This window comes from Sphingobium sp. B1D7B (assembly GCF_025961965.1).
Taxonomy (GTDB): domain Bacteria; phylum Pseudomonadota; class Alphaproteobacteria; order Sphingomonadales; family Sphingomonadaceae; genus Sphingobium.
In genome coordinates, this window is record NZ_JAOQOR010000001.1 from 2,227,650 (window position 1) to 2,240,548 (window position 12,899).

General features: G+C 64.2%; 10 protein-coding genes and 1 pseudogene. 7 read left to right on the top strand and 4 right to left on the bottom strand.

The genetic code is table 11. From position 1 onward, the window contains the following. Nucleotides 1-192: 192 nt before the first annotated feature. Together M2336_RS10335 and M2336_RS10340 are read right to left on the bottom strand one after the other, a co-directional pair. Entirely contained in the window at nucleotides 193-2,310 is a 2,118-nt protein-coding gene (locus M2336_RS10335; RefSeq protein ID WP_264592964.1) for a peptidase domain-containing ABC transporter, read from the bottom strand. After that, nucleotides 2,311-2,868, bottom strand: coding sequence for an HlyD family secretion protein (locus tag M2336_RS10340; RefSeq protein ID WP_264574850.1), 558 nt, complete (start codon nucleotides 2,866-2,868; stop codon nucleotides 2,311-2,313). A gap of 792 nt (nucleotides 2,869-3,660) precedes the next feature. Here M2336_RS10340 and M2336_RS10345 point away from each other — a divergent pair. The 3 genes and pseudogenes from M2336_RS10345 to M2336_RS10355 form a co-directional block, all read left to right on the top strand. Further along, nucleotides 3,661-3,962: pseudogene (locus tag M2336_RS10345) on the top strand (FAD-binding oxidoreductase); the annotation flags it as partial. 165 nt (nucleotides 3,963-4,127) lie between these two features. Next, nucleotides 4,128-4,877 carry an FAD-binding oxidoreductase gene (locus M2336_RS10350; RefSeq protein ID WP_264593259.1) on the top strand — a complete coding sequence of 250 codons (750 nt, stop codon included), beginning with the start codon at nucleotides 4,128-4,130 and terminating at the stop codon, nucleotides 4,875-4,877. Between the two features lie 126 nt (nucleotides 4,878-5,003). Then, nucleotides 5,004-5,777, top strand: coding sequence for a glycosyltransferase family 25 protein (locus tag M2336_RS10355; RefSeq protein WP_264574852.1), 774 nt, complete (start codon nucleotides 5,004-5,006; stop codon nucleotides 5,775-5,777). On the opposite strand, the gene M2336_RS10360 is transcribed toward M2336_RS10355, so the two are convergent. Continuing rightward, complete coding sequence (locus tag M2336_RS10360) at nucleotides 5,774-7,687, bottom strand: PAS domain-containing sensor histidine kinase (protein ID WP_264592965.1); 1,914 nt, start codon at nucleotides 7,685-7,687, stop codon at nucleotides 5,774-5,776. The genes M2336_RS10355 and M2336_RS10360 overlap by 4 nt on opposite strands. Before the next feature lie 264 nt (nucleotides 7,688-7,951). Between M2336_RS10360 and M2336_RS10365 the strand changes: the two genes are divergently transcribed. The 3 genes from M2336_RS10365 (at nucleotide 7,952) to M2336_RS10375 (ending at nucleotide 11,633) form a co-directional block, all read left to right on the top strand. Continuing rightward, entirely contained in the window at nucleotides 7,952-9,352 is a 1,401-nt protein-coding gene (locus M2336_RS10365; protein WP_264569917.1) for an aldehyde dehydrogenase, read from the top strand. Nucleotides 9,353-9,879: 527 nt separating this feature from the next. Continuing rightward, a complete protein-coding gene (locus M2336_RS10370; RefSeq protein ID WP_264592966.1) occupies nucleotides 9,880-11,172 on the top strand; it encodes a flavin-dependent oxidoreductase in 1,293 nt (430 codons plus the stop codon). Next, on the top strand, nucleotides 11,169-11,633 hold the full coding sequence (locus M2336_RS10375) for a DUF3237 domain-containing protein (protein WP_264592967.1): 465 nt from the start codon (nucleotides 11,169-11,171) through the stop codon (nucleotides 11,631-11,633). Before M2336_RS10370 ends, M2336_RS10375 begins: the two co-directional genes overlap by 4 nt. Here the strand turns inward: M2336_RS10375 and M2336_RS10380 are convergent. Next, the gene (locus tag M2336_RS10380) at nucleotides 11,618-12,007 is read right to left on the bottom strand and encodes a winged helix-turn-helix domain-containing protein (RefSeq protein ID WP_264592968.1); all 390 of its coding nucleotides are present in this window, start codon (nucleotides 12,005-12,007) and stop codon (nucleotides 11,618-11,620) included. The genes M2336_RS10375 and M2336_RS10380 overlap by 16 nt on opposite strands. A gap of 108 nt (nucleotides 12,008-12,115) precedes the next feature. Here M2336_RS10380 and modA point away from each other — a divergent pair, with 108 nt between their 5' ends. Next, nucleotides 12,116-12,898 carry a molybdate ABC transporter substrate-binding protein gene (gene modA, locus M2336_RS10385; RefSeq protein ID WP_264592969.1) on the top strand — a complete coding sequence of 261 codons (783 nt, stop codon included), beginning with the start codon at nucleotides 12,116-12,118 and terminating at the stop codon, nucleotides 12,896-12,898. The last annotated feature ends 1 nt before the right edge of the window (nucleotide 12,899 follow it).

The window sequence follows — 12,899 nt, forward strand, 5'->3', positions numbered from 1 at the left end:
CACTCGGGCGGTTCAGTCGCCAGTGGACGTCAATGTCAGGAAACTGTGAACAAGTTGTTCACAAGAGATGGAAAGGCTTGTGCGAGGGGACAGGCAGGGAGGTGCGGCGGCGGTCTTCGAGAGCTTGGGCCGACTGTTCGTCGCGACGCGCTGGTGTACCGTCTGTGGTGTGAAACCGGCGTTCTGCTTGCTCTAGCTTGTCGTCGACCGCGGCTGACTATCGCTCGTGACCACCCCGTTCTCCACCCTGATCACCCTGTCGGCGGCGGCAATCGTCTCCGGCCGATGCGCGATAATGAGTCGGGTGATGCCCAATGCAGCGACGGCGCGATTAACCATGGCCTCATGCTCCAGGTCGAGATGGGCGGTGCCTTCATCCAGCAGTAGCAGTGCCGGCTCACGATAGAGCGCGCGGGCAAGGAGGATGCGCTGTTTCTGTCCGCCGGACAGGGTTGAGCCCATATCCCCGACCAGCGTCTCGGTCCGCATCGGCATCGCCTCAATGTCCTCCAGAATGGCAGCGGCTTTGAGGCAATCCCGCAGGCGATCAGGGTCGATCTCCCCAAATGCCGCGACATTATCGGCGATGGACCCAGCATAGAGGACGTCGTCCTGCAGCACCGCAGCGACATACTGGCGAAAGGCGCGGCGGCCGAACTGCGGCAGTGGCTGGCCGTCGATCAGCACCTGCCCCTTGGTCGGATCGATCAGGCCAAGGATGATCTTGGCGAGGGTCGTCTTGCCGCTGCCGGAAGCGCCGGTGATCGCGACATGATCGCCCGGCTTGATGACGAGATCGACGCCCCGCAGCACAGGCGGATCGTGCGGGCCGTAGGCAAAATGCACATCGCGCAGTTCTATCCGGCCGGAGAAGTCGGCGTGGTTCAGTGGTTCGGCAAAGCCCGCATCGTCCTCGCTCTGCACAATGTCCGCGAGCTGATCGAGATGGAGTTCGAGCAAGCGGAGCTTGACGCCTTCATCCAGCAGCGATTGGCCAGCTTGCACAAATTGCGTGCGAAAGGCCAGATAGGCGAACAGGGTGCCGAGCGTGATGGCACCATCCATATTGGCGCGCATGGCGACGAAAATCACTATCACCAGTTCCAGAGCGGGGATCATCGTCTTGGCGGTCTCGTGCCAGGCCTTGACGCGCTCGTGCTGGTAGCGCGCGCCGAGCGCCTCGGTCAGTCGGTTCTGCCAGTAGCTGTGGCGCATCGCTTCGCGGCCGGCGAGGCGCAGCGTGACCATGCCGCGCAAGGTCTCGATGAGCGTGCCCTGTTCGCGGGCGAGGGCCTTCACATATTCCGCCTCACGCTGTTTCTCGCGTGCGAGCAAGGCCAGCCGAACGCCGGAATAAAGGACGAGCCCGACCAGCGTGATCGGTGCCAGTTCGGGCGCGATCAGGAACATCATCACTAGGGTGAGGACCGAGAGCGTGCCATCGATCAACGCGAGCGGCGCGCTTTCGATGAGGAAGCGCTGGATCGGCAGTACGGATTGCACGCGGGTGAGGATGTCTCCCACCTTGCGCTTCTCGAACCAGGCGATGGGCAGGCGGAAGAGGTGGCGGACGATGTTGGAAGTGATGCCGAAAGAGAGCAGAGCGCCTGACGACAGCAGCACATATTTACGCAGCAGCGCCGCGCCGGCACCAATGAGCGCGAGCGCGCCAAATCCCAGCGCCAGCGTGAGCAGCAGGCCGCCGTCCTGCGCAGGCAGAACCTCATCGACGGCGGTGCGCAGATAGAAGGGGCTGGCGAGAATGAAGATCTGCATGACGATGGAGAGGATGACCGTCTGCGCAAAGGTGCGGCGTGCGCCCGTCATGCCGCTCCACAGATCGCGGAAGCGCAGGCGCCGCCTGGCCCGGACGGACTGGAAGTCCTGCGAGGGGCGCAGTTCCAGCGCGACGCCGCTGAAATGGCGTCCCAGTTCGTCGAACTTGTACCAACGCGCGATGCCCACCGGGTCGACGACATAGGCACGGCCCGGCTCGACGCGTTCGAGCACGACAAAGTGGTTCAGATCCCAGTGCAGGATGGCGGGCAGATGCAGAAGATGCAGGCCGGCCAGATCGAGCTTCAGCGGGCGCGGCAGCAGCTGCATGTCGTCCGCAGTCTGCATCAGTTGACGCAGCGTCATGCCCCGCGCGCTCACGCCAAAGCGCTGGCGCAGGGCATTGAGATCAAGCTCATGCCCGTGCCAGTTGGCGACCATTGCCAGCGAGGCGAGACCGCATTCCGCCGCCTCGGTCTGCAGGATCGGGCGAATGCGCCGCCGGCCCATGATTTTGGCAATCAGCGCGTTCATCTAGGACTCGCTGCGGGGAAGGACCGGCGCGAACAGCCAGCGCCACAGGCGGACCCGTTCGATGAGGATAGTCGCGGTGACAGGCTGTCCGTCAATGGCCCTGACCCTGAGGTTGCCCGGCTCTGCGCCTGGCGCTGTCAGATGGATCTCGACCGGCACCGTTGTTTCGCCGGGGTCCATGCGCGTCGCGATCGCCGCAATCGTGCCGCTCAGCGTCGTTGCGTCGGCAGCGCTGCCGCCAGCGAGCGAGACCCGGGCTTGTTGGCCTTGATGAACATCCTTGATCTGGGCGAGCGGCACGGTGACGCGGGCCGTCCATTCCGGCGAGGGGCGCGCTGCGGGTTGGGAAGGGGAGGGCGACGGCGTGTCTGACATGTGCAGGCTTCCCTCGGCCTTGATGGTCCGGCTGAAGCTGCCGAACGCGAGACAGGCTACACCGGCACAGACCAGACCAAGCAACAGCCAGCCGATGGCCTGCCAACGCAGTGGAGGGACGAGGAAAATGTCCCCGTGCAGTCGGTTGTGATGATCGAGTGCTTGTCGCCTGAAGAGTGGCATCCGGTCCCCCTGAGCGGCTTTCTAGGATGCTCTGCTGTGCCGAGGCGATGAAAAAATGCCGTTTCAGGTTATGACAAATAAAAACCGGGCGGACGATCGCATATTCGCGCGCGCCCCCCCGGCCATAAGATCAATCTGATCGTGGTGACCAGAAGCGACTGACAAATCAGCCGCGAATGCCACCGCTCGATTCGTGGCTCGGACCACCGCCCGCAACCAGATCGACTTCCTGCTCGCTGAGTTCTTCAACGATCACTTCGTTTACCATCGACGACTCCTGTATTTGGTCGGATCACCCGACCTCGAGGACAATAAACTATGGTTAACAAGACGTAAACCAAGTTTACCTTTTTGCACTTAAGGAGCCGCTTGCGTGGCAATTCCACTAAAAATCACAGAAATGTAGATACTTAACAGAATTTTGACGGGCCTCGCTAATTGAGGGCCGTCTCACGGTGAAACAGAGGCGGCGCTCGCGGCCGATTTCATGATTCGTTCTATCGCCTTGGCCTATGCAGGGCGCCGCCGGGCGCTATGTTGTGGCTGCAAGAGGAGAGAGGCCTGATGACCCAAGCAACGCTGGACGAGCGCGGACAAGGCTTCGCGGACGAAGCCCAGCGCGGTGCCCATGTCATCGCGCGCCTCCGCCAAGCCTTGGGCGCTGATATCGTGAAGGATGGGACGGACGGCGATTTCGCGCGCCATGTCTCTGATTTCACGAATGTCATGCCGGCGGACATTCCGCTCCCCGGCATCGCCTATCCGCGCACGACCGAGCAGGTCTCGCAGATCATGGCGATCTGCAATGAGGAGCGCTGGCCGGTCGTGCCACAGGGCGGCTTGACCAGCCTGTGCGCGGGGGGCCTTGCGGATCGGCCTTGCCTGCTACTGTCGCTGGAACGGATGCGGGGCATCGAGGAACTAGACGAGGCTGGCCGCACGATGACCGTGCTCGCGGGGACCGTGCTGGAGACCGTTCAACGCGCCGCCGATGAGGCGGCTTTCTGTTTCCGCTCGATCTTGGCGGACGCGGAACGGCGCAGGTCGGCGGTAATGCGGCCACCAATGCCGGCGGCAACCGCGTGCTGCGCTATGGCATGATGCGCGATCTCATTCTGGGTGTGGAAGCGGTGCTGCCGGATGGCACGATCATCTCGTCGCTCAATGTAATGATCAAGAACAACGCCGGCTATGATCTCAAGCATCTCTTCATCGGCAGCGAGGGTACGCTCGGTGTCATCACCCGGCTGGTGCTGCGGATGTTCCCCAAGCCGCGCAGCGCCTGCACCGCCGTCGTCGCGATCGAGGATTATGCGGCCACGCTGGAATTGCTCAAACAATGCAATTCGGCATTCGCGAGCACCTTGTCCGCCTTTGAGGTGATGTGGCCGGATTTCTACCAGATCGGCACGACGGCGCTGGGTCGCCAGCCGCCCTTGCCGCACGGTTACAACGTCTATGCGCTGGTCGAAGTGCTCGGGACCGACCCGGAACGCGATCCCGAGCGGTTTGAGGAAGTGCTCGGCGGCATGATCGAATCTGGCCTGGTCAAGGATGCCGTCATCGCCCAGTCGGACAAGCAGCGGCAGGAGATCTGGGCGGTGCGCGATTGCCCGGGCGAGTGGCACAAGGGCGTGCACTGGCCGCAAGTGGCCTTCGATGTGAGCCTGCCGACGCGCAAGATCGGCGATTTTATCCCTTATGTACGCAATCTGCTGCTGGAGCGCTGGCCGGACTGCGTGACCGTTTTCTTCGGGCACCTCGCCGATTCCAACCTCCACCTCTCTGCGCGCGTCCCCCGCGACCCGATGCCCGAGCATGAGATGGAGGCGCTGGTTTACAAGGCGGTCGGCGAATGGGGCGGCTCGATCACCGCCGAGCATGGCATCGGCAGCATCAAGCGCGAATTTCTCCACCACTGCCGCACGCCAGAAGAGCTGGCGCTGATGCGCACGCTTAAGCGCGCGATGGACCCGAACAATATCCTCAACCCCGGCAAGGTGATCTGAAGCGCTGGCCCGGCTGGGGGCGGTTTTGCGATTCCTTAAAGGGAGAAGCCCAGTCTATAGGCCCGTTGAGGGCCGGAGCGAGTCGCGGCTGATCATCCATTACCCAGTCGAGAAGGACCGCAGCCGATGGTAAGCCCAACCCCCGCCGGTCATGCTCTGCTCGATGCGTTCGATGCCATCCGGATCATCAATCTTCCTCACCGGGCCGACCGGCGCCGCGAGATGGCCGCGCAGTTCAGGCGTCTGGGGCTGGACCTCGATCATCCGAAAATCGCATTCTTCACGGCCAAGCGCTTTTCGGATTCCGCAGGGTTTCCGACGCCGGGGACGCGAGGGTGCTTCGATAGCCATATGAGCGTGCTGCGGGAGGCGGCGGAGGCGGGGCATCGATCCGTTCTGGTGCTGGAGGATGACTTCGATTTCCATGACCGGATCGAGACGGTTCTGCCTGCCGCTCTGACCACGCTGGGCGGGGTGGAATGGGACATCTTTTTCGGCAGCCTTCTGCCGGGGCAATATGAAGCGACCGAGCGCCCGCTTGAGCTGATCCCACCCGGCAAAGGGCTCGCCGGATGCCATTTCTACGCGGTGCGTGGAGACACGATCGGTTTTGCCGCTCACTATTTGGCAGCGATGCTGGAGCGCCCCGCAGGGGGGCGGCATCCGGATGGCGAGCCGATGCATTATGATGGGGCGCTGTCTGTCCTGCGCAACCGCCATCCCGACCTGCGTACCTATGTCGCCAACCCTGACCTTGGGCACCAGCGCCTTTCGCGCACGGACATCCACGATGTTCGCTTTTATGACCGCTTGCCGGTCCTGCGTACCTTCGCATCGTTACTGCGCCGGGCGATCCGCCTGAGCGGGCGGACCCGGCAAATGGGGCGCAAGTCCGTTTAAACCGCAGGGGTGGGGCGATCCTCCCTGCAACAGGCCTGGTAAATGGCCTTGGCGAGCTGGTGCTCGCCAAACGGTTTGCTCAGGCGATGAATCTGCCCTTCTGGCAACACCAGCCCCTCGCCATATCCGCTTGCGATGATGATCGGCATGTCGCTCTGCACGGCGGTAATGGCCGCGGCGAGGTCCGTCCCGGTCATGCCGGGCATGGCTTGATCCGTGATGACCAAGTCGAAGCCGCCATCCTTGAATTTTGAAAGGGCATGAGCGCCGTTGACTGCGCTGACGACCTCGTGCCCCAGATCCTCCAGCAGCGCGACCGTGTTCATCAAAACCAGTGCATCGTCATCCACCGCTAGGACACGACATTTGGCTTGCGGCGGCAGCGGCGGTTCCTTCGCAGCGGGCGTGGTGGCCTGTGACTGCTCGGCGGCCTGCGGCAGCCACAATTGCGCCGATGTCCCCTTGCCCGGCGCGCTGGTGAGCGTGAACGCGCCACCGATCTGGCGCGCAAAGCCATGGATCATGGGGAGGCCAAGGCCCGTGCCCTTACCGACGCCCTTCGTCGTGAAAAAGGGTTCGGTCGCGCGCCTGAGCGTCTCGGCATCCATGCCGATGCCGCTGTCCACCACGGTCAGGACCACATAATGCCCCGCCTCCAGATCGGAGATCTCGTTGCTCCGCACGGTCTGGCGGTTCGCCTTGATGATGATCGCGCCACCGTCCGGCATGGCATCGCGCGCGTTCACTGCGAGGTTGAGGATGGCCATTTCGAGTTGATTGGCGTCGGCTTTCACCGCCTGCAGTCCGAGTGGAATGATCATGCTGACGGGCCATTCCGGCCCGATGGTCCGCTGGACGAGTTCGGTCATGCCGCGCAGCAGTTCGGGAATATGCACGCGACCGATGGACAACTCCTGCCGCCGCGCGAAGGCGAGCATGCGCTGGGTTAGGGTCGCGCCGCGATCGACGGCCTGCATGGCGTTGTCGAGCAGGCGTTGCGTCTCGGCCTGTTCCGGGATCCGTCGGCGCAGCAGGATGAGGCTGCTGTTGATCGCCATCAGCAGATTGTTGAAGTCATGCGCCACGCCGCCGGTGAGCTGGCCAAGCGCTTCCATCTTCTGAGCCTGGCCCAGCGCCTCGCGCGCTTCGTCCAGCGCGCGCTGGGCTGCCTCCCGCTCCGTGACGTCGCGGGTGATCTTGGCGAAGCCCACCAGCGCGCCGGTCTCATCGCGCAGCGCCTCGATGACGACGCTCGCGCGGAAGCGTTCGCCGCCCTTGCGGACGCGCCAGCCTTCTGCCGTGAACCGACCTTCCGACCGCGCGGTCTCCAGGGCACGTTGCGGCTCGCCGGCTGTGCGATCTTCTTCTTGATAGAATTGCGAGAAATGCTGCCCGAGCACCTCGTCCTTGCGATAGCCCTTGATCCGCTCCGCACCGGCATTCCAGCTGGAAACCATGCCCTCAGGGTCCAGCATGTAGATGGCGTAATCGGTGACGGACTGGACGAGCAGGGCGAACTGTTCTTCGCTTTTACGCAGCGCCTGCTCTGCGAGTTTGCGTTCGGTGAGGTCACGAGTGATCCCGGCATAACCGATCAGCGCGCCGTGTGCGTCCCGAACCGGATCGATGACGACATGCGCCCAGAAGCGCGAGCCATCCTTGCGCAGTCGCCAGCCCTCGGATTCGTGCTTGCCCTGTGTCGCGGCGATCTCCAGCGCGCGCTCGGGCATGCCCTTTTCCACGTCTTCGGCTGTGTAGAAGCGCGAAAAATGCACGCCGATAATGTCTTCCGGCTGGAAGCCCTTGAGCTTTTGCGCGCCTGCGTTCCAGTTCGTGATATGGCCCGTGCGATCCAGCATGCACATGGCATAATCGGTGATGCTTTCGACCAACTGCCGATAGCTCTCCAACGATGCTGCCCTGAGGTCTTCGGATGCCTGCACGTCTCGAACCCGCCGTCTGTTCCCAGTTATGCGCCACAACGCGCGAGGATCGACCCCTGTTCCTTCATTTCTTGGCGCAAGTCGAGCGTGGGGCGCGCAAGACAATTGCATCCGGCGGTTCCGCAAGGCAGAGGGGAGCCGCGCCGCCGCACGCATTTGGTCTGATCATTGCCATCCGGCCTCATGCGAGTGCGCGACACTGGTCTTGAGAGAGAGAACTGGAGGAACGCCATGGAGTTTAGCCGCAACAATCCGATGACGGGCGAGGTCGCATCCTCGGCGACTGCGATGAAGGCCGCCGATATCGCGCCGATCGCTGCCAAGGCGGCGGAAGGGTTCCAGAGCTGGTCCGTCATGGGGCCGAATGCGCGCCGCGCTGTGCTGATGAAAGCCGCCTCGGCACTGGAATCGAAGAAGGATGCCTTCGTCGAAGCGATGATGGGCGAGATCGGTGCAACGGCGGGTTGGGCGATGTTTAATCTCGGCCTGGCTGCCAGCATGATCCGCGAAGCGGCCGCGCTCACCACCCAGATCAATGGTGAGGTCATTCCATCGGACAAGCCCGGCTGCCTCTCCATGGCGCTGCGCGAGCCGGTTGGCGTCATCCTCGGCATCGCGCCGTGGAACGCGCCGATCATCCTCGGCGTGCGCGCCATCGCCGTGCCGCTCGCCTGCGGCAATAGCGTCATCCTCAAGGCGTCCGAATCCTGCCCGCGCACCCATGCGCTGATCATCGAGGCGTTTGCCGAGGCCGGCTTCCCCGAGGGCGTAGTGAACGTCGTCACCAACGCGCCGGAAGACGCGGCCGATGTCGTGGGCGCTCTGATCGACGCGCCGCAGGTCCGCCGCATCAACTTCACCGGCTCCACCGCCGTCGGCAAGATCATCGCCAAGCGCGCTGCCGAGCACTTGAAGCCTGTTCTGCTCGAACTGGGCGGCAAGGCGCCGCTGGTCATTCTGGAGGATGCCGATCTCGATGAAGCGGTGAAGGCTGCGGCCTTCGGCGCATTCATGAACCAGGGCCAGATCTGCATGTCGACCGAGCGGATCATCGTGGTCGATGCTGTTGCCGACGCCTTCGCCGCCAAGTTCAAGGAGAAGGTCGCCTCCATGCCCGTGGGCGATCCGCGTCAGGGCAACACCCCGCTCGGCGCGGTGGTGGACGCCAAGACCGTGGCGCACTGTCAGAGCCTGATCGAGGACGCGCTGGCCAAGGGCGCGACCCAGCTCACCGGCGGCGAGACGACGCACAATGTGCTCATGCCCGCCCATGTCATCGACAAGGTGACGCAGGACATGAAGCTGTTCCGCGATGAGAGCTTCGGGCCGGTCGTTGGCATCATTCGCGCCCGCGACACCGAGCATGCGGTCGAACTGGCCAACGACACCGAGTATGGCCTCTCGGCGTCGGTGTTCACCAAGGATATCGCCAAGGGCCTCGGCATCGCGCGGCGCATTCAGTCCGGCATCTGCCACGTCAATGGCCCGACCGTGCATGACGAAGCGCAAATGCCCTTCGGCGGCGTCAAGGGTTCGGGCTATGGCCGCTTCGGCGGCAAGGCCGGCATCGACAGCTTCACCGAGCTGCGCTGGGTGACGGTGGAAACCCAGCCGGGCCATTTCCCGATCTGATCGGATTGCGATCATCGCGCCAAGGAGCCCGCGCCTTCCGAGGGGGAGGGGCGGGCTTCTTTGGTTTTGGGGCGCACACTTTCCCATTCTTTTATTCCAGTTCGTGTCGAGCGAAGTCGAGACACGGCAAGCACAGGTCCTGAGTGCCTCGACTTCGCTCGACATTAACGGCTCGCTTGGTGCTGCGGAATGCGGCGCCGGTCCTGCTTCCTTCAGTGCTCCTGCGCAGGCAGGAGCCTAGGGCCCAGCCGCAGTGCCCTTGCGCCCTGGGTTCCTGCCTCCGCAGGAACACGGCAAGGTTCAGCAACAACGCTAAGCCAGTGCTCCTGCGAAGGCAGGAGCCCAGGGCCCAGCCGCTCGACCATCGCGTCCTACTTCTGGCCGCCGCTACCCCGCAGCAGCCGGCACACGATTGATCCCACCACATTGCCACTGCGCCCCCACGACGGTACAGCGCTCCCTCGGGCAGATGAGGCGCCGGCGCGGGTCGGCTGGGTTAGGCTCGCACGGAAAGGGCAATATTCTCGATGACGCACGACCATGTCTTGATCGCCGGGGGCGGCATTGGCGGCCTCGTCCTGGCGCTCACGCTTCATCAGATCGGCGTGCCCTGCACGGTGTTCGAGAGCGTGCGCGAATTGAAGCCGCTCGGTGTGGGCATCAACATCCAGCCCAATGCCATTCGCGAACTGGAAGACCTCGGAATAAGCGAGGCGGATCTGGACGAGGTCGGCATTCCGGCGCGGGAATGGGCACTCGTTGGGCTGAATGGCCGCGAGATTTACTCCGAGCCGCGCGGCAAGGTCGCCGGCTATGACTGGCATCAATATGCCGTCCACCGGGGCGCCTTCCATCTGATGCTCTGCCGCAAGGTGGTCGAGCGGCTCGGCCCGGAGGCGCTGAAGCTCGGCCATAAGGTGACGGGCTATCGCAAGCGCGCGGAGGGTGGCGTGACGGCGCTGGTCGATCTCGCCGCCGGCGGCAAGGCCGAGGTCGATGGCACCCTGCTATTCGGAGCCGATGGCATCCATTCCAGCGTCCGCGCGCAGATGCACCCGGATCAACCGCCGATCCACTGGGGCGGCACGATCATGTGGCGCGGCACCGCGCGCGGCGTGCCGATCCGCACCGGCTCCTCCTTCGTGGGCCTGGGCACCAGCCGGCACCGCGTGGTGATCTACCCCATCTCGCATGCCGACGAGGAGGGGCTGGCGGATATCAACTGGATCGCCGAGAAGACCTATGACACCGATCATGACTGGCGCAAATCCGGTTGGTTCCGCCCGGTCGAACTCGCCGAATTCGCGCATGAGTTCGACGGGTTTGTCTATGACTGGCTGAATCTGCCGGAGCTGTTGGCCAAGTCGGATGTCGCCTATGAAAATCCGATGATCGACCGCGATCCGCTGCCGACCTGGGTCGATGGTCCCATCGCGCTGATGGGCGATGCCGCGCATCCCATGTATCCGACCGGCTCAAACGGCGCATCGCAGGCCATCGTCGATGCGCGGGTGATCGGCCGTGAATTGCTGGCGCATGGCGTGACGCCGGCCGCACTGCGCGCCTTTGACGAGAAGCTCTGCGGTCCCATCGGGCAGGTCGCCATGCGCAATCGCGGCTCCGGCCCCTTCGGGCTGCTGGAACTGGTGGAGGAGCGCTGCGGCGGTGCGTTTGAGGACATTGAGGATGTGCTGCCCGCCGCCGAGCGCTCTGCCTTCATGCTGGCCTATCAGCAAGCGGCCGGCTTTGCGCGCGATACGCTCAACGCCGCGCCGCCCACCATCGAGCCGGGCGCGCTAATCGCGAAGGTCGCGGCATGACGCTGCCCGCGCCGGGCCTCTCGCACATCTGCGATTTCGAGATCCGGCTCGATCCTCCGCATGAGATGGGCGTCACACCGGCTGGTACGCGGCGGATCATCCCGGTGGTCGGCGGCACGGTGACAGGACCGTTGCTCAATGGCATGCTGCTGAACGTCGGCGCAGACTGGCAGACCGTGCAAGCGGGTGGCGTGGCACAGCTCGATGCCCGCTACGCCATGGAAACGCACGACGGCGCGGTCATCGAGATCGTGGGCCTCGGCATCCGCCATGCATCGCCCGAGGTTACGGCCCGCATCGCGTCCGGCGAACAGGTGCCGCCGTCCGACTATTACATGCGCTCTTTCATTCGGCTGGAGACGGGCCATGCGGGGTACGACTGGGTAAACCGCGCCCTGTTTGTCGCGACAGGCGGCAAGGTCGGCCCGACGGTGCGGCTTTCGGTCTATCGGATCGATTGATCGGCGTCGGGATCGACGCCGTTCATAAGAGCGATCAGATGACCCGCATGGGCCCTTCCGGCCTCCTGCACCGCGGTTTCGAGCTGCCGATAGGCTTCTAGGACCGCCCGGCCATGATGGGTGAGGCGCGATCCGCCGCCGCTGGCGCCGCCCTTGGCGGTTTCGATCAGCGGGGCGCCCCATCCTGTGTTGAGAATGTCGACCATGTCGCGGGTGCGGCGATAGCTCGTGCCCACCGCCCGGCCTGCCGCCGCGATCGACCCCGTCCGCGCGATCTCCGCGAGCAGCTGCGCCTTGCCCGGCCCGATGGCGATCACACCATCGGCGATCACCTGCGCCTTGATCTTCAGCGTCGTTCCGCCGTCCTCACCCACGCCTTGCCGACCTCCTCCGCGCGCCTCTTGCGCATGCAGGACACTTGACACAGCGCCCCGCACACGTCGATGTGCGCAATGTCATACATCGATCGAAGGGCGGACCTCATGACTCATCTGTTGCGCCGTTGCGCCGTGCTGCTCGGCCTGCTGGCGCTGGTCGCGTGCGGCAAGTCCGAGCCGGCGCCGCAGATCGCGGCTGCTGCCGACCTGCGCCTCGCGCTGACCGATGCGGCGGCGGCGTTCGAGAAGGAGACAGGTGAGAAGGTGGTGCTCAACTTCGGTGCCTCGGGTAATCTCACACGGCAATTGCAGCAGGGCGCGCCGTTCGAGCTCTTCCTCTCCGCCGATGAAAGCTATGTGACGCAGCTCGCCAAGGCCGGTAAGACCCGCGATGAAGGCCGGCTCTATGCCATCGGGCGCCTGGCGCTCATCGCGCCCAAGGGCTCGCCGCTCAGGCTCGATTCCCAGCTTGCGGGTCTGCGTGAGGGGCTGGCGCGCGGGGACATCAGCCGCTTTGCCATCGCCAATCCCGAACACGCGCCTTATGGTCGCCGCGCGCAGGAAGCGCTGGATCATGCCGGCCTGTGGAAGCCGCTTCAGGATAAGCTCGTGCTGGGGGAAAATGTGTCACAGGCGCTGCAGTTCGCCACGGAAGGCGGGGCGCAGGGCAGCATCGTCGCGCATTCGCTGGTGCTCGATCCTGCCGTGAAGGGCAAGGCGGCCTATGTGCTGATCCCCGCTGACTGGCATACGCCGCTGCGCCAGCGCATGGTGCTGATGAAGACGGCGGGGCCAGTGGCCGAGCGCTTCTACGCCTATCTGGCCGAGCCCGCGGCCAAGGCGATCTTCGCCAAATACGGCTTCACCCTGCCGGCCGGAGCACTCTGAC